14 protein-coding genes are annotated in these 16,491 nt (G+C 66.4%); 5 read left to right on the forward strand and 9 right to left on the reverse strand.

What is annotated here, in order from left to right; translation table 11 throughout:
• Nucleotides 1-145 precede the first annotated feature (145 nt).
• The 3 genes from ADBZ5N_RS01285 to metH all read right to left on the reverse strand — a co-directional run bounded on the left by ADBZ5N_RS01285 (nucleotide 146) and on the right by metH (nucleotide 6,215).
• On the reverse strand, nucleotides 146-1,606 hold the full coding sequence (locus ADBZ5N_RS01285) for a sugar porter family MFS transporter (RefSeq protein ID WP_526255677.1): 1,461 nt from the start codon (nucleotides 1,604-1,606) through the stop codon (nucleotides 146-148).
• A 138-nt stretch (nucleotides 1,607-1,744) separates the two neighbouring features.
• Nucleotides 1,745-2,422: an HAD family hydrolase gene (locus ADBZ5N_RS01290; protein WP_526255678.1), complete on the reverse strand. Its 678-nt coding sequence runs from the start codon at nucleotides 2,420-2,422 to the stop codon at nucleotides 1,745-1,747.
• Nucleotides 2,423-2,429: 7 nt separating this feature from the next.
• Nucleotides 2,430-6,215, reverse strand: a complete 3,786-nt coding sequence (gene metH / locus ADBZ5N_RS01295) for a methionine synthase (RefSeq protein WP_526255679.1) — start codon at nucleotides 6,213-6,215, stop codon at nucleotides 2,430-2,432.
• A 206-nt stretch (nucleotides 6,216-6,421) separates the two neighbouring features.
• Between metH and ADBZ5N_RS01300 the strand changes: the two genes are divergently transcribed.
• From ADBZ5N_RS01300 to ADBZ5N_RS01310, 3 genes are all read left to right on the forward strand, one after another.
• The gene (locus tag ADBZ5N_RS01300; RefSeq protein WP_526255691.1) at nucleotides 6,422-7,300 is read left to right on the forward strand and encodes a PAC2 family protein; all 879 of its coding nucleotides are present in this window, start codon (nucleotides 6,422-6,424) and stop codon (nucleotides 7,298-7,300) included.
• Between the two features lie 78 nt (nucleotides 7,301-7,378).
• The gene (locus ADBZ5N_RS01305; RefSeq protein WP_526255680.1) at nucleotides 7,379-8,554 is read left to right on the forward strand and encodes an acyl-CoA dehydrogenase family protein; all 1,176 of its coding nucleotides are present in this window, start codon (nucleotides 7,379-7,381) and stop codon (nucleotides 8,552-8,554) included.
• 11 nt (nucleotides 8,555-8,565) lie between these two features.
• Nucleotides 8,566-9,705, forward strand: a complete 1,140-nt coding sequence (locus tag ADBZ5N_RS01310) for an acyl-CoA dehydrogenase family protein (RefSeq protein WP_526255681.1) — start codon at nucleotides 8,566-8,568, stop codon at nucleotides 9,703-9,705.
• Nucleotides 9,706-9,727: 22 nt separating this feature from the next.
• Here ADBZ5N_RS01310 and ADBZ5N_RS01315 read toward each other — a convergent pair whose 3' ends face one another.
• Genes ADBZ5N_RS01315 through ADBZ5N_RS01325 form a run of 3 tightly spaced genes read right to left on the reverse strand, consistent with a single transcriptional unit; the run spans nucleotide 9,728 to nucleotide 13,199 of the window.
• Nucleotides 9,728-11,176 carry a DUF1254 domain-containing protein gene (locus ADBZ5N_RS01315; protein ID WP_526255682.1) on the reverse strand — a complete coding sequence of 483 codons (1,449 nt, stop codon included), beginning with the start codon at nucleotides 11,174-11,176 and terminating at the stop codon, nucleotides 9,728-9,730.
• A 35-nt stretch (nucleotides 11,177-11,211) separates the two neighbouring features.
• The gene (gene mshC / locus ADBZ5N_RS01320) at nucleotides 11,212-12,447 is read right to left on the reverse strand and encodes a cysteine--1-D-myo-inosityl 2-amino-2-deoxy-alpha-D-glucopyranoside ligase (RefSeq protein WP_526255683.1); all 1,236 of its coding nucleotides are present in this window, start codon (nucleotides 12,445-12,447) and stop codon (nucleotides 11,212-11,214) included.
• Nucleotides 12,447-13,199 (reverse strand): 3'(2'),5'-bisphosphate nucleotidase CysQ, encoded by a 753-nt coding sequence (locus ADBZ5N_RS01325; protein ID WP_526255684.1) that lies wholly within the window; start codon nucleotides 13,197-13,199, stop codon nucleotides 12,447-12,449. Before ADBZ5N_RS01325 ends, mshC begins: the two co-directional genes overlap by 1 nt.
• A 73-nt stretch (nucleotides 13,200-13,272) precedes the next feature.
• Between ADBZ5N_RS01325 and ADBZ5N_RS01330 the strand changes: the two genes are divergently transcribed.
• Entirely contained in the window at nucleotides 13,273-13,728 is a 456-nt protein-coding gene (locus ADBZ5N_RS01330; protein ID WP_526255685.1) for an META domain-containing protein, read from the forward strand.
• A gap of 20 nt (nucleotides 13,729-13,748) precedes the next feature.
• A complete protein-coding gene (locus tag ADBZ5N_RS01335) occupies nucleotides 13,749-14,582 on the forward strand; it encodes a phosphatase PAP2 family protein (RefSeq protein ID WP_526255686.1) in 834 nt (277 codons plus the stop codon).
• On the opposite strand, the gene ADBZ5N_RS01340 is transcribed toward ADBZ5N_RS01335, so the two are convergent.
• The 3 genes from ADBZ5N_RS01340 to ADBZ5N_RS01350 form a co-directional block, all read right to left on the reverse strand.
• Entirely contained in the window at nucleotides 14,473-15,264 is a 792-nt protein-coding gene (locus ADBZ5N_RS01340; protein ID WP_526255687.1) for an Rv2133c family protein, read from the reverse strand. The two genes, ADBZ5N_RS01335 and ADBZ5N_RS01340, sit on opposite strands and share 110 nt — an antisense overlap.
• Nucleotides 15,261-15,911 (reverse strand): Rv2134c family protein, encoded by a 651-nt coding sequence (locus ADBZ5N_RS01345; protein WP_526255688.1) that lies wholly within the window; start codon nucleotides 15,909-15,911, stop codon nucleotides 15,261-15,263. The genes ADBZ5N_RS01340 and ADBZ5N_RS01345 overlap by 4 nt, the downstream gene beginning before the upstream one ends.
• 77 nt (nucleotides 15,912-15,988) lie before the next feature.
• The coding region (locus ADBZ5N_RS01350) for an Rv2135c family putative phosphatase (protein ID WP_526255689.1) at nucleotides 15,989-16,491 on the reverse strand (503 nt) is incomplete at its 5' end.

A 16,491-nucleotide genomic window follows, 5' to 3' on the forward strand; every position in this document is an offset into this window, starting at 1 on the left:
CGGGGTTCCCGAAACCGGCCCAGTCCAAACCGGCCCAGTCCAAACCGGCCCAGTCCAAACCGGCCCAGTCCAAACCGGCCCAGTCCAAACCGGCCCAGTCCAAACCGGCCCAGTCCAAACCGGCCGGCTCAGGGCCGCAGGACACTCAGGCCCGCGCCGACCTGCTCTCCGCGAGTTCGCCCTGCATGTCCTCCAGTGCCACACCCTTGGTCTCCCGGACCCAGGTCCACACGAATGCGAAGGACAGCATCGCGCACAGTGCATAGAAGCCGTAGGCAGCGCCGAGGTGGTTGCGCAACTCGGGGAAGGTCACGGTGATCAGCCAGTTCGCCGCCCACTGGCCGGCCGCGGCCAGTCCCAGCGCGGCGGCGCGGATTCGGTTGGGGAACATCTCGCCGAGCAGCACCCACACCACCGGACCCCACGACATCCCGAACGCGACGACGAACAGATTCGCCGCGATCAAAGCGATCGGACCCTCCGCGCCGCTCAACTGCGGGGTGCCGTCGACCTGGGGGGCCGTTCCGAAAATGAAGGCCATGGTCGCCAGGGTGACGGCCATTCCGGCCGAGCCGACCAGCAGCAGCGGTTTGCGGCCTACTTTGTCGATCAACGCAATGGCCACCAGCGTGGTGGCGATGTTCACGATCGAGGTGATGACGGTGATGAGGAAGGACTGGCTCTCGTCGAATCCGACCGCCTCCCACAGCACGTTGGAGTAGTAGAAGATCACGTTGATACCGACGAACTGCTGGAATATCGACAGGCCCAGGCCCACCCACACGATGCCGTAGAGACCGCCGCCGGGCTTGCGCAGATCACGCCAGGAGGGTTTGGTTTCGCCGGCCAGCGTGCTCTGGATCCGGTCGATGGTGATATCGAGGTTCTTCTCCCCCAACAGCAGGGTGAGCACCTTGCGCGCCTCCGGAATACGATGGCGGGCAACCAGATAGCGCGGCGACTCCGGGATGGTGTAGGCAAGGGCGCCGTAGACCACGGCCGGGATCACCATCATCAGGAACATCCATCGCCAGGCCTCCAACCCAAGCCATAGCTCCTTGCCGGCGCCGCCGGCGAGATGCGCCAGCAGATAATCGATGGCCAATGACACGAAGATGCCGGTCACGATCGCCAACTGCTGCAAGGAACCGAGTCGGCCGCGGATCCGAGCCGGGGAGGTTTCGGCGATGTAGGCCGGCGCGATCACCGAGGCGACCCCGACGCCGATCCCGCCGACGATCCGGAACAGCACGATCATCTCGATATTGGCCGCGAGTCCGGTTCCGATCGCGCTGATGAAGAACAGCACCGCGGCGATTTTCATCACCGCCAGCCGGCCGATCCGGTCGGCGAGCCGCCCGGCGGTCATGGCTCCGGCGGCCGCACCGAGCAGGGCGGAGGCAACGGCGAAACCCAGGGAGGCGTTGTTGATGCCGAAGTGGCTCTGGATCGAGGAGACAGCGCCGTTGATCACCGCGCTGTCGTAGCCGAACAGAAAACCGCCCAGCGCGGCCACCGAGGCGATGCGGACCGCACCGCGGCCGGTACCGACGTCGTCGTCGTCGAATACCGATGGTGCATCGCTCGTGGGTCCCTGGCCGGCCATCTGGCGTCCTTTCCTCAGCGTGGACGGAACTGTCCCAGCAATCACGATGGCACACCGTGGGGCCGCCGACACCCATATCGGCCACCGCGGTGAGGGGCCGCGACCCGCTTTCGGGATCAGGCCGGGATCAGGCCGGGCTCACGCCAGCATGTCGGGATCCACCAGATCCTGGTAAATCCGCCGGAGATCGCCGAGATCGATGCGGGCCAGCGATGGCACGTGCCGGCGGCGCGGACCGCCTGGAACGTCGACATCGTTGGGTACGACCAGGACGGGGCATCCGGCGCCCTCCGCCGAGGCCGCACCGGTGACGGAGTCTTCGATGGCCAGGCAGTGCATCGGCTCCAGGCCCAGCAGCGCGGCTGCCTGCCGGTACGGGTCAGGGGCGGGCTTTCCGCGGGGCACTTCGTCGCCGCAGACAGAGACGGTGAAGTAGTGCCGGCCGATGCTGTTCAGGGCCCGTTCGGTCAGCGCCCGGCGGGTATTGGTCACCAGCGCCATCGGCATATCCGCCGCTGCCAACTCCTCGAGAAGTTCCCGGGCGCCCTCGCACCACGGCAGCCCCCCGTCGAACAGCTCGCCGGTGACCTCATGCATCCAGTCAGCGACAACTGCCATCTCGTGCGGGTCCGGCGGCAGACCAAGATCGGCGAAGACGAGCCCGATGACGCTTTCCGCCGAACCGCCGACGGTGGCGGCACGCACCTCCGGTGTCATGACCCCGCCGAACCTCGCGTACAGCTCCTGCATGGAGATGTCCCAGAGCTTCTCGGAGTCGACCAGGGTGCCATCCATATCGAACAGCACGGCTTTCATGCGGTGGTCAATCCTCCGGGTTGTAGCCGAGGTTAGGGCCCAGCCAGCGCTCGGCTTCGGCCAGCGTCCAGCCCTTGCGCCGCGCGTAGTCGGCGACCTGATCCTGGGCCAGCCGGCCGACGACGAAGTACTGCGACTGCGGGTGCGAGTAGTACCAGCCGCTGACGGCGGCACCCGGCCACATCGCCATGGACTCGGTCAGCTCGATGCCGGTCCTGCGGGTGACGTCCAGCAACGCGAAGAGCGTCTCCTTCTCGGTGTGTTCCGGGCAGGCCGGGTAGCCGGGTGCAGGCCGGATGCCCACGTACCGCTCACCAATCAGCGCCTCGTTGTCGAGATGCTCATCGGGCTGGTACGCCCAGAACTCGGTGCGCACCCGTTGGTGCATCCGCTCGGCGAACGCCTCGGCCAGCCGATCTGCGAGGGACTCCAGCAAGATTGCGTTGTAGTCGTCGTGGTCTGCCTTGAACTCCGCGATCTTGTGGTGGCTGCCCAGTCCCGTGGTGACGGCGAAGGCGCCGACGTGGTCGGCCAGACCGGTTTCCTTGGGCGCGATGAAGTCGCCCATCGACCGGTTCGGGATGCCGTTACGGTGCTCGCCCTGCTGGCGCAGGTTGTGCAGCGTCGTCAGGACCTCAGTGCGAGTTTCATCGGTGTAGACCTCGATGTCGTCTCCGGCGGCGTTTGCCGGGAAGAAGCCGATCACCCCGTTGGCGGTCAGCCACTTCTCCTTGATCAGGGTGTCGAGCATCGTCTGGGCGTCGGCGTACAGCTTTCGGGCGGTCTCGCCGGTGGCCGGGTTGTTGAGGATGTCGGGGAAGCGCCCCTTCATCTCCCAGGCGTTGAAGAACGGCTGCCAGTCGATGTACTCGCGCAGCTCGGCGATGTCGTAGTCGAGAAACTCCCGCACACCGACGCCGACGGCGGGCACCGGCGGGGTGTACCCGTCCCAGTCGATCGGCGTCCGGTTCGCCCGGGCCTTCTCCAGCGTCAGCGTCGGCCGCTCGTTTTTCTGCGCGTGCCGTTCCCGCAGCGACGCGTAGTCGGCCGCGGTCGCCTCCAACAGCCCGGGACGTTGCCTATCGTCGAGCAGCGCTGCGGCGACCGGCACCGAGCGGGACGCATCTTTGACCCACACCACCGGACCGCTGCGCCGCGGCGCGATTTTCACCGCCGTGTGGGCACGCGAGGTGGTCGCGCCGCCGATCAGCAGTGGGATCTGAAGTCCCCGCCGTTCCATCTCGACGGCGACGTTGACCATCTCGTCCAGCGACGGGGTGATCAAGCCGGATAGCCCGATGATGTCGGCGTCGTACTCTTCGGCTGCAGCCAGAATTTTCTCGCCGGGCACCATAACCCCGAGGTCGATCACCTCGAAGTTGTTGCACTGCAGCACAACCCCGACGATGTTCTTGCCGATGTCGTGCACGTCGCCTTTGACCGTCGCCATGATGATCGTGCCGTTGGTGTCCTTGCCGGTGACGCCCGGCTCTAGACCATCGCCCGTCGCTGCGTTCGCCTGCGCCTTCTCCGCCTCGATGTAGGGCAGCAGGTAGGCGACGGCCTTCTTCATCACCCGCGCGGACTTCACCACCTGGGGCAGGAACATCTTGCCCGCGCCGAACAGATCGCCGACGACGTTCATGCCATCCATCAACGGGCCCTCGATCACCTCGATCGGCCGTCCCCCCGCCGCGGCGATCTCGGCCCGCAACTCCTCGGTGTCCTCGTCGACGTGGGCGTCGATCCCCTTGACCAGGGCGTGGGTGATCCGCTCCCGGACCGGCAGGCTGCGCCACTGCGCCGCGGCCGGATCCTCCGCCTTCTCCACCGTGTTGAACTTCTCGGCGATCTCCAACAACCGCTCGGCGGCGTCCGCGCGCCGGTTCAGCACGACGTCCTCGATACGTTCCCGCAATTCGGGATCGATGGAGTCGTAGGGCACCAGTGCGCCGGCGTTGACGATGCCCATGTCCAGTCCGGCCTTGATGGCGTGGAACAGGAACACCGCATGCATGGCCTCGCGGACGGGGTTGTTGCCGCGAAAGGAGAACGACACGTTGGAGATGCCGCCGGAGATGTGCACCCCGGGCAGATTCTCCTTGATCCAGGCGCAGGCCTCGATGAAGTCGATGCCGTAGGCCGCGTGCTCCTCGATACCGGTTGCGAGCGCGAAGCAGTTCGGGTCGAAGATGATGTCTTCGGCGGGAAAGCCGACCTGCTCGGTGAGGATGCGGTAGGCGCGGCCGCAGATTTCTTTGCGCCGCTCGAGGTTGTCCGCCTGACCCTTCTCGTCAAACGCCATCACCACGACCGCGGCGCCGTAATTGCGGCACAACCGGGCCTCGCGGATGAACTTCTCCGCGCCCTCCTTCAGCGAGATCGAGTTGACGATCGGCTTGCCCTGCACGTTCTTCAGGCCAGTCTCGATGACCTCCCACTTGGAGGAGTCGATCATCACCGGGACGCGGCTGATGTCCGGTTCGGCCGCGATCAGCTTGGTGAACCGGTCCATCGCGGCGATGCCGTCGATCATGCCCTCGTCCATGTTGATGTCGATCACCTGAGCGCCGACCTCGACCTGTTGCAGTGCCACCGACAGGGCGGTGTCGTAGTCCTCGGCTTTGATCAGGTTGCGGAACCGGGCAGAGCCGGTGATGTTGGTGCGCTCACCGATGTTCACGAACAGCGACTCGTCGGTGATGTTGAGCGGTTCCAGCCCGGACAGCCGGGTGGCCACCGCGATGTTCGGCACCGGGCGCGGCGGCACGGCCTCGACGGTCTTGGCGATTTCGGCGATGTGCGCCGGGGTGGTTCCACAGCACCCGCCGACCAGGTTGACCAAACCGTCCTTGGCGAACTCGGCGAGGTAGCTCGCTTGGCGCTCCGGAGACTCGTCGTACTCGCCGAAGGCATTCGGCAGGCCGGCGTTGGGGTAGCAGGAGACGAAGGTGTCGGCGATCCGCGACAACTCGGCGATGTAGGGCCGCATCTCAGGCGCCCCCAGCGCGCAGTTCAGGCCCACCGCGATCGGCTCGGCGTGTCTGATCGAGTTCCAGAACGCTTCGGTGACCTGACCGGACAATGTCCGCCCCGACGCGTCGGTGATGGTGCCGGAGATGATCACCGGCCACCGCCGTCCGCGTTCTTCGAACAGCGTCTCGATGGCGAACACCGCTGCTTTGGCGTTGAGCGTGTCGAAGATCGTCTCGACGATGAGGATGTCGGCGCCACCATCGACCAGACCGTTGGCAGCTTCGAGGTAGGCCGCCACGAGTTGGTCGTAGGAGACGTTGCGGGCACCCGGGTCGTTGACATCCGGTGAGATCGACGCGGTCCGTGTCGTCGGTCCGATCGCGCCCGCGACGTAGCGGGGGCTCCCGGACCCTTCAGCAGTGCTGAACTCGTCACAGGCCTTGCGGGCCAGTGCGGCACCGGCGTAGTTCAGTTCGTAGCCGAACTCCTGCATGCCGTAGTCGGCGAGCGAGACTGCGTTGGCGTTGAACGTGTTGGTTTCCAGGATCTCCGCGCCGGCCTCGAGGTACTCCCGGTGGATCCCCTCGATGATGTGCGGCTGGGTCAGGGTGAGCAGGTCGTTGTTGCCGATGAGGTCGCTGGGCCAGTCCTTGAAACGCTCACCCCGGTAGCCGGACTCATCCGGCCGGTCGCGCTGGATCGCGGTGCCCATCGCGCCGTCGATCACCATGATCCGCCGACGCAGAGTGGCCGTCAGTTCGTCGGTGCAGTCAGGCCGGAGATTGGGCCCTGGGCGATCGTTGTGTGGGGCGCTCAAAATCTGATCCTTCCTGAAGCGGAAGGCGTCCTTAACTCTGCCGAGCGTGGCGGATTCCGGGAAGCCCGAACCCGTTGCAACGCCTCTCGACCCTTGAACTATACGCCGTCGGTCACTGCGACCCGCCGGCCGTTCGCGCTGGTGATGGATCCGGCTCATCGCGGTTCAGCAGGGCTTAGGCTGGATGCGTGACGTCGCGGGACTGGATCGGTGGCGGTGGCGGTGGCGGCAACGCGGACCGCGGCCTGCCCGAACTCCACAACACCGTGATCGTCGCGGCCTTCGAGGGCTGGAATGACGCCGGCGATGCAGCCAGTGACGCCCTGGAACACCTTGACGAAATCTGGGGTGCCAGACCGCTGCTGGAGATCGACGACGAGTCCTATTACGACTATCAGGTGAACCGCCCGGTGATTCGGCAAGTCGACGGCGTGACGCGGGAACTGGTGTGGCCCTCGATGCAGATCTCCCATTGCCGCCCGCCCGGCAGCGACCGCGACATCGTGCTGATGCACGGGGTCGAACCCAACATGCGGTGGCGCAGCTTCTGCGCGGAATTGCTCGCGATCGCCGACAAACTCAACGTCGACACCGTCGTCATTCTCGGGGCGCTGCTGGCCGACACCCCGCACACCCGCCCCGTGCCGGTGTCCGGGGCGGCATACTCCCCGGAGTCGGCCAAGTTCTTCGGCCTACAGGAGTCCCGATACGAGGGTCCCACCGGTATCGCCGGAGTGTTCCAGGACGCCTGTGTGGCCGCCGGGATCCCCGCGGTGACGTTCTGGGCGGCGGTCCCGCACTACGTCTCCCAGCCGCCCAATCCGAAGGCCACCGTCGCGTTGCTGCGGCGCGTGGAAGATGTGCTCGACATCGAGGTGCCGTTGGCCGATCTGCCGGCCCAAGCCGAGGAATGGGAACAGGCGGTCACCGAGATGACCGCGGAAGACGATGAGATCGCCGACTACGTCGCCAGCCTTGAAGCCCGCGGGGACGCCGAGATCGACGTCAACGAAGCGATGTCGAAGGTGGACGGCGACACTTTGGCCGCAGAGTTCGAGCGCTACCTGCGCCGACGCGGACGCTAGCGGCGGAGCGCTGGCAACGAGGCGTTACCTCTGCGCTAACGTGCTGTCAGGGGCACCCACCGAATCGAGGTAGTCATCGTGAAACTCGCTCTCAGCGACGCCGACGCCGCCTTCCGCGACGAACTGCGCGAATTCTTCACCACCAAATTTCCGGCTGATATCCGGGAACGGGCCCGTAACGAAGCCCTGAACTATCCCGATGACGCCGTCACCTCGATGCGGATCCTGAACGAAGCCGGACTGGCGGTGCCGAACTGGCCGGTCGAATGGGGCGGCAAAGACTGGACTCCGCTGCAGCGCCAGATCTGGGCTGAGGAACTGCGGATGGCTTGCGTCCCGGAACCGCTGGCCTTCAACGCCAGCATGGTCGGCCCGGTGATCGCGCAGTTCGGCTCCCAGGAACTCAAGGAGCGCTTCCTACCTGCGACCGCCAACCTGGATATCTGGTGGTGCCAGGGCTTCTCAGAACCCGAGGCCGGATCTGATCTGGCGTCGTTGCGCACCACCGCGATCCGCGACGGTGACCACTATGTCATCAACGGCCAGAAGACCTGGACGACGCTGGGCCAGTTCGCCGACTGGATTTTCCTGCTGGCCCGTACCGACCCGAATGCGCCGAAGAAACAGGCGGGCATCTCCTTCATCCTCGCCGAAATGAACACCCCCGGTATCACGGTGCGCCCGATCAAGCTGATCGACGGGAGCTACGAAGTCAACGAGGTCTGGTTCGAGGATGTCCGGGTTCCGGCGGACCTGCTTGTCGGCGAGGAGAACGCGGGATGGAGCTACGCCAAGTTCCTGCTGTCCAACGAGCGCACCGGCATCGCGCGGGTGGGCACCACCAAGGTGTGGCTGACCGAGGTCAAAGAGCGCGCGGCCAAAACCCCGCTGGGCAGCAGCACCCTCATGGAGGATCCGCTGTTCGCCGCCCGGGTGGCCGAGGTCGAGAACGAACTACTGGCCCTGGAGCTGACCCAGCTGCGGGTCAGCGGCGATGAGGCCAGCGGCAAGCCGAACCCAGCATCGTCGATTCTCAAACTGCGCGGCACCCAGCTACAGCAGGCCGTCACCGACCTGCTGGTGGAGGTCGCCGGGCCGGACGCACTGCCGTTCGAGGCCGGCGACACCATCGACTCCCCAGACTGGGCGCAGCACGCCGCCCCCCGCTACCTCAACTTCCGCAAGACCTCGATCTACGGCGGCAGCAATGAAGTGCAACGCACCATCATCGCCTCGACGATCTTGGGCCTGTAAGGAGATATTCGGTGAACTTCGACCTGACCGAAGAGCAGCAGCTGCTCGCCGACACCACCCGTGATGTCCTCGCCCGCGCCTACGACACCGAGAAACGCAACAAGGTTGTCGACGCCTCTCTCGATTCCGGACCCGGCTGGAGCGAAGACGTGTGGGGTCAGCTTGCCGAAATCGGCATCCTCGGCCTCGGCTTGGAATCCCCCGGGGACCCCGATGCGTCCGGCCCCATCGAGGTGATGGTGGTGATGACCGAGTTCGGCCGGAGGCTGGCCCCCGAGCCGGTCGCGGCGGCGGCGTTGATCCCCGGCGCGGTGATCGCCGAGCACGGGTCAGCCGAGCAGCGCGGCCTGCTCGACGAGGTGGCGAGCGGCGATCGGCTGCTGGCCTTCGCGCACACCGAACCAGGTCGGCGCGGTGCCAGCCAGCTGACCACCCGGGCCACCGACGAGGGCGGATCGTGGACCCTCTCGGGCCGCAAGAACCCGGTGCTGGCCGGTGACAGTGCCGACATCCTGCTGGTCAGTGCCGCACTGCCGGCCGGCGGTCCAGGACTTTTCCTGGTGGACGCCGGCAATGACGGCACAGCGGTCACCCGGCACGGCTACCGCACGTTCGACGGTCAGCGCGGGGCCGAGATCACCCTGAACGACACCCCGGCTCAACCACTCGGTGCCGGTGGGGACGCCAGCGACGACATCGAGGCGGCGGTCATCAGGTTCCAATCGGCGCTGTGCGCCGAGGCAGTCGGGGTTATGGACGAATCACTCCGTCTGACAACGGATTACCTCAAGACCCGCAAGCAGTTCGGGGTTCCACTGAAAACCTTCCAAACCCTGACCCAGCGCGCCGCGGATATGTACGTGTCGCTGGAACTGGCCCGCAGCATGAGTTACTACCTGGCGATGTCTATCGCCGACGGCCGGTTCGACCCGGTAGTGGCCTCCCGCGCCAAGTTGCAGATCGCCCGCTCCGGCAAGCACATCGCCGAGGAGTCAATCCAGTTGCACGGCGGAATCGGTGTCACCGCCGAGTACCCGATCGCGCACTACGCCGCGCGACTGACCGCCATCGAGCAGACCTTCGGCTCGGCCACCGACCAACTGCGCTACCTGGTCAGTCAGGTGGGCAGCTACGGGACGGCAGTGCTTTGAGCAGCAACCGGGACAGGTCGAGTCAGCCGACGTTCACCAGTTTCGGCGGCTGCCAGGTGCCGTCGAGTGCCTCGGGTTTGGGCCAGTACACCCGCATGAAGACTTGGAACGGTCCCGGCGGCGCGGGCAGCCAGTTGGCCTGCTTATCGGACTCCGGCGGACTGTTCTGGATGTAGAGCGTCATGCTGCCGTCGGGATTCCTCACCAGGTCGGGCAGCATCGGTGAGTTGATGACGTAGCGGTTGATGGGGTTGTCCACCAGCAGCGACTCCGGCAGCTTGTACATGGTCACCGACCAGAAGGCGTTCGCCGGCGGCAACTGACCGTCCGGAAACGTCAGGGTGTACCTGTTGGTACCGGTGAGCGGGGCACCGTCGGAGTCGGTGGACAGCACCGGGTAGATGGCCTCTTGCTTAGAGTTCCCGTAGATACCGATCACAGCCGCCGCCATCCGGTACAGGTAGTTGCCCTTGAGGTCCTCCTTCGCCCCGAACAGGTCCCCCGACTTCACCTCGCCGGTGTCGATCTTGTCCTTCTTGAAGGTGGCGAACTCGGTCCAGGCATCGGCCATGCCGGCCTTGAACGCCTCAGCCATCTCCGGGGAAAGGCTCTCGGACTTGAACTTTCCGTCACCGGTGAGGCCGATCGACGCGAACCGCGCCCGTAGTTCCCTCTCGGAATCCATGACGGGGGCGTACTTCAATTGGAAGTCGAGCAGGTCGAAGAACCGCAACGAGGTCTTCTGGTCCTCCGGCGACAGCGGGGTGGGCCACTCGATGGCCGGCGCCTCGGCCGCGGTGCCCCTATTGAGGAAGCTGGACAGCGACTCGGCTTTATACCCGGTCTGAATCTTCTTGACGCTCTCCAGATCGTCCGGACCGAACAACTGGGTCCGATAGGCCACCAGGGCGAAATCGGTGTCGGACTTGATGACCTCTTTGATCCCGTCCGGCTTGGGCCCGCTCCAGTTGGGCCCCGCGAGCAGAAACAGGCCGCCTTCGGTGCCGGTGGCGCGACTTCCGACATAGGCGAAGTTGGCGGTGTAACCGTCGATGAACTGCAGCGAGTAGTAGCGGTCGGAGTCGATCGGCGGGACGAACAGCACCAGCGGCTCCGCACGCAGGTCCGCGCCCAGCATCGAGTAGGGGGTGTCTGAGTTCGGGCTCTGGACCGCGGTGTCGGCCGGGGTGAAAACCCTTGCCACACTGTGTACCTGGTTCCACGGACCCTTGTACTCTGGGCTCGATGGGTCGATGAAATAAGAGTATTGGATCCGGTAGCTGTCGACCATCGGGAAGCCGTAGATGTAGGCCTCCTTGGCGATCTCGCGGGCCTGGTCGGGGGTGACCGGACCGCCGGGACGCGATGGAACCGACGTGACCCCAGTCTGTTCGGCCTGATTGGCCGAGGTAGCGCAGCCAGTCAGGGCAGCGACGAGAAGGGCTACGACCAGGACAATCCACTTACGCATGGTTCAACCTAACCCATGGGGCGATCGACACTCATCTAACGAATGCCCAGTAGGGCGTCCAGTGCGGCCCCCACCAATCCCGGCGCGGCTGCATCGCGTCCGCCGTATTCCAGCGCATCGTCGACCCAGCCGTCTACGGCGGCAAGGGCTTTCGGAGTGTCGAGATCATCGGCAAGATAGCGGCGGACTCGGGCGACCAGATCACCTGCATCCGGAGCGGAGGCCAGAGCCGTTGCCGAACGCCACCGCCGCAGCCGCGCAACAGCCTCGGTGAGCAACCCGTCGCTCCAGAACCGGTCGGCACGGTAGTGCCCGGCCAACAGGCCCAGCCGGATTGCCGCGGGATCGATGCCCTGGGCCCGCAACGCCGAGACGAGCACCAGATTGCCGCGACTTTTGGACATCTTGTGGCCGTCCCAACCGATCATGCCGGCGTGCACATAGTGCCGGGCGAAGCGGCGCTGACCGGTGGCGCATTCAGCGTGCGCGGCGGAGAACTCGTGGTGCGGGAAGATAAGGTCGCTGCCCCCGCCTTGGACATCGAATCCAAAACCGATGCGGCTCAGCGCGATTGCGGCGCACTCGATGTGCCAACCTGGACGCCCGGCCCCGAACGGAGAGGGCCAGCTTGGCTCCCCTGTGCGGTGAGTCCGCCAGAGCAGTGCGTCTAGCGGGTCGGTCTTCCCGGGGCGCTGCGGGTCTCCCCCGCGCTCGGCGAACAACCGCAGCATGGTGGCACGGTCATAGTTGGACTCGTACCCGAACTGGATACCGGCGTCGGCCCGGAAGTACACGTCCGGGTTAACCGGGTCGTCGACGATGTAGGCCGCACCGGATGCCAGCAGTTTCTCCACCATCTCGATGACCTCGTCGATTGCCTCGGTGGCGGCGACGTAGTCCTGCGGCGGCAGCACCCGCAGGGCGGCCATATCCTCCCGAAACAGTTGGGTTTCCCGGGTTCCCAGCTCACGCCAGTCCACCCCGTCGCGCTCGGCCCGCTCGAACAGCGGGTCGTCGACGTCGGTGACGTTCTGCACGTAATGCACCCGATGGCCGTTGTCCAGCCACACCCGGTAGACCAGGTCAAAGGCCAGATAAGTGGCGGCGTGGCCCAGGTGGGTGGCGTCGTAGGGGGTGATCCCGCAGACGTACATGGTGGCCGTGGGCCCCGGCGCGGTGGGTCGGACGCCCCGATCCGCGCTGTCGTAGAGACGCAGTTGCGGACCCCGGCCGGACAGTTCGGGGACGTCGGCGGTTGACCAGGACCGCATCAGCTGGCCAGCCAGATCGCGTCGAGCAACATCTCGGCCACCTCTGGCCGGCACATCAAGAAGTCCGGCAGGTAGGGATCGGGCTGGTTGTAGCGCAGCGGGGATCCGTCGAGCCGGGTGGCGTACAGGCCTGCGGCTTTCACCACACCGGCGGGTGCCGCTGAGTCCCACTCCCACTGGCCGCCAGCGTGAATGTAGGCGTCGGCATCGCCACGGACCACCGCCATCGCCTTGGCTCCCGCTGAACCGATCCGGATGAACTCGATGTCGAGCCGATCGCGCAACAGCCACAACGCCGCATTGGCGCTGGCAACGATGCGGATCGGCCCGGCCGGTGCCGGTGGCGGCGGGTTGACGGTGTCGCTGCGGTGCACCTCTCCCAGTGCCGGCAGCGCCACCGCCGCGTCGGTGATCACCCCGTCGGAACCGGATGTCCGCTGCCACAGCGCGACATGCACGGCCCAATCCTCCCGGCGCGGCATGGAGAACTCACGGGTGCCGTCAAGGGGATCGATGATCCACACCCGGTCGGCACGCAGCCGGGCCAGATCGTCGTGCGCCTCCTCGGAGAGCACCGCGTCGCCGGGCCGCTCCGACCGCAGCCGGCGCAACAGCAAATCGTTGGCCCGGACGTCGCCGGCGTCACCGAGGGCGGGCGGGAAATCATGGCCCACCTCCTCGCGGACCGCCAGCAGCAGCCGACCCGCCTCCTGGGCCAGATCAGCGGCCAGTTCGGCGTCGGTGCGACTCACCCCGCAAGTATCTCCGAACCGTCGGTGTGGCGTCGCCCGGGACCCCGCACCGGCGGACGGTAAATTTGCCGGCATGCGTAACGTCCTCACCGTCGGGGCCCTGACGGTCACCACCCTGTTCGGCATCGCCGCCTGCGGATCGAAACCCGCGCCGGTTCCGCTGATCGGCACCACCTGGCAGCTGCTGAGCATCGAGTCGATGAGCGACGAACAACCCAGCACCACGATTGAGGCTCCCGCCGAGTACACCGTGACGTTCGGCGATGACGGCAAGGCGGGTTTCCGGGTGGACTGTAACCGCGGCAACTCCACCTGGACCAGCGAAGCAGGGTCGGCCGATTCGGGCTCGCTGAGCTTCGGGCCGATCGCCCTGACGAAGATGATGTGTCCGCAGCCCTCCAACGACGCCCAGGTCGCGGCGGCCCTGGACCGGGTGCGCAGCTACCTGCTCTCCGACGGCAAGCTGCACCTTTCGCTGGAAGCCGACAGCGGCATCATGCACTGGGAGCCGCTGCCAACCGGCCAGTAGGCCTGCATGCGGCGCAGCGGGTGACTGTGGGCCAGAATGGGGCGATCACACCCACACTGTTTGCACTGATCGTCGCCGCCGTAGCCGGGTGCTTGCTGCTGGCGGCCGTGTTCACCCGAGGCCGGGTGGCGCTGGTTCTGGTGGCCGCCGGCCTGTCCGCGTTACTGGGTGCCCTGACGGTCGGGATGAACGCCGACTGGTTGGTGTCGATCGACACCGCGCTGGAGAACTGGAGCGACAAGCACCGCACCGACCGCCGGGGCGAGTTGGCGGTCGAACTCTGGCGGTTCCTCGGTGACCCACTCCATGCCCTGATCGCGGCAGTGCTCAGCGGCTCACTGCTTTCGTTGCGGATGCGATCACCGGTCGCGCTGGTCCTGGTCACCGGGGCGGTCGGGGTGGGCGTGGGGGTCGAGGAGACCCTCAAAGCCACGATTTATCCGCATTCGTTCCCGTCCGGCCACGTCACCGTCGCCACCACACTGTTCGGAATGATCGCGGTATGTCTGGCTGCCGGAGACAGTCGCCTTGCGAAGGTGTCGCTCGGGTTTCTGGTCGCCGAGAGCGTGCTCGTCGTCGTCGGCCTCGCGATCTTCACCGGCGCGCACACCTTCGCCGACCTCCTCGGCGGCATGGTTCTGGGTACGGCGATCCTGGCGTGGGGGGCGGTCATCCTGGACTTCACCCGGCGACAACGGCCTCGCACCACGTCCGAGCAGCGACCGGTCGCGCCGCCGCCGGGGATCAGAACGCCGGCCAGGGCAGCGGTTGGCGGCCGGCCGGAGTGGGCATCACCGGGTCGGCCACCACTGCACGGACACGACGACATAACGCGTCCACTTCCGCGGCTGTGATGTGCCGCCGCAGCCGGCTGCCCAGTTTTCCACCCAGGCGGTTCTCCAGGCCGCGCAGCGACTCGAGGGTTTCGTCGTCGATCGGCTTACCGGCCCAGCCCCACAGCACTGTTCGCAGCTTGTCGTGGGTGTGCAGCGAGATGCCGTGATCCACCCCGTACACCACCCCATCGGAGCCGGTCAGGATGTGGCCGCCCTTACGGTCGGCGTTGTTGACGATCACGTCGAAGACGGCCATCCTGCGCAGCCCCGGGTCGTCGGCATGCACCAGTGACACCTCCCCGCCGGCGTAGTCGTAGGCGGTGAGGACCGCGAGATAACCCTCCGGGACCGAATCGGCCGGACACAGGTCGACCAGACCCGTACCCGACGGATCTTCGGGCTGCTCCACCCAGGCCTGCACCATCCCCAGACCCGCAGGACCCTGCCGAATGATGGTGTGCGGCACGATATTCCAGTCCAGCGCCTCAGAAATCAGGAACGCCCCGTATTCCCGGCCGGCCAGTGTGCCGTCGGGAAAATCCCAGAGCGGCTGTTCACCGGCGATCGGCTTGTAGACGCACTGTTCAACGCGGTCCTCAAACCGCGCCTCGCAGAGGAAGGTGGCGTTGCTGGCCGACCGGATACGACCGACAACGGCCAACTCGCCGTGCTGCAAGGTGTCGCGGGACGGGATTGTCACGACGCCGGGTCGTCCCCGGTGTCGTCCCCGGTGTCGCCGCCCGTGTCGTCGCCGGTGTCGCCGCCCATGTCGTCCCCGGCGATATCCCCGTAGAGCGGGGCGCGGCGATAGCCGTTGGTGCGCACACAGAGGTGCCCGTCGGGGTCCAGGGGTTCGTCGCAGAGCGGGCACGGCGGCCGGCCTGCGGAGATCAGCCGCTGAGACCGGGCGGCGAACTGCTGGGCATATTCCGGGGACAGGAACACCCGCACCGCGTCCGGACCCTCCTCGGCGTCGTCGAGAATCACCGACGCGTCGAATGCGGTGTCGCTGACCGCCAACAATTCGACAACGACACTCTGCGCCTCGGCATCCCAGCCCAAGCCCATCGTCCCCACCCGGAACTCGGCGTCGACCGGGGTGAGCAACGGGCTGAGATCCTCCACATCGCTCTCCGGCGGCATTGGGGTACCGAACCGGCGATGCACTTCGGCCAGCAGTGCCCCGATCCGCTCGGCCAGCACCGCCACTTGCTGCTTCTCCAGAACCACCGACACCACCCGCTTATCGTGCACCGCCTGCAGGTAGAACGTCCGATTGCCGGGTTGCCCCACCGTCCCGGCGACGAACCGGTCCGGGGTGCGGAAGACGTGGATTGCGCGGGTCATGGTTACCCCCAAAATACCGGTGTCAACGGAAAGCCAAAGCAAACCCACAGCACAGCAGCCACATCGTCGGTGCCACGTCAGTCGGTCGACCCGCCGACAACCGCGTCCCCAGAACTGTCCACCGGACGCGCGAGGGCGGTCAAGGCCGATGCCAACTGCGCACCGGTGTGGTTGACGTGCACGACGAAAGGACGAAGTTCGGTGTAGCGGATCACGCTCATCGAGGCCGGGTCGGCGGTGATGCGCTGGAAGCTGTCGAGGTGGGTGCCCAGCGCGTCGGCCAGCACGGCCTTGATCACGTCCCCGTGCGTACAGGCCACCCAGAGCACATCGGCACCGTGTTCGGCAGCGAGCCTGCGGTCATGTTCGCGAACCGCCGCCACCGCCCGGGCCTGAACCTGAGCCAGCCCCTCACCGCCGGGGAACACCGCCGCGCTGGGCTGTTGCTGGACTACCGACCACAACGGCTCCTTGACCAGTTCCGAGATTTGCCTGCCGGTCCAGTCGCCGTAGTCGACCTCGACCAGTCGCTCCTCTACGACGGGACTCACCCCGAGCGCACTGGCCAACGGCTCCAGAG

Origin of the sequence: Mycobacterium sp. (genome assembly GCF_044370595.1) — a bacterium.
GTDB lineage: Bacteria > Actinomycetota > Actinomycetes > Mycobacteriales > Mycobacteriaceae > Mycobacterium.

Bases quoted from the DNA above. Each gene is read 5' to 3' on its own strand.
- ADBZ5N_RS01345 (WP_526255688.1), bottom strand. From the start codon at position 15,911: ATGACCCGCGCAATCCACGTCTTCCGCACCCCGGACCGGTTCGTCGCC.
- ADBZ5N_RS01290 (WP_526255678.1), bottom strand. From the start codon at position 2,422: ATGAAAGCCGTGCTGTTCGATATGGATGGCACCCTGGTCGACTCCGAG.
- ADBZ5N_RS01285 (WP_526255677.1), bottom strand. From the start codon at position 1,606: ATGGCCGGCCAGGGACCCACGAGCGATGCACCATCGGTATTCGACGAC.
- ADBZ5N_RS01330 (WP_526255685.1), top strand. From the start codon at position 13,273: ATGCGTAACGTCCTCACCGTCGGGGCCCTGACGGTCACCACCCTGTTC.
- ADBZ5N_RS01315 (WP_526255682.1), bottom strand. From the start codon at position 11,176: ATGCGTAAGTGGATTGTCCTGGTCGTAGCCCTTCTCGTCGCTGCCCTG.
- mshC (WP_526255683.1), bottom strand. From the start codon at position 12,447: ATGCGGTCCTGGTCAACCGCCGACGTCCCCGAACTGTCCGGCCGGGGT.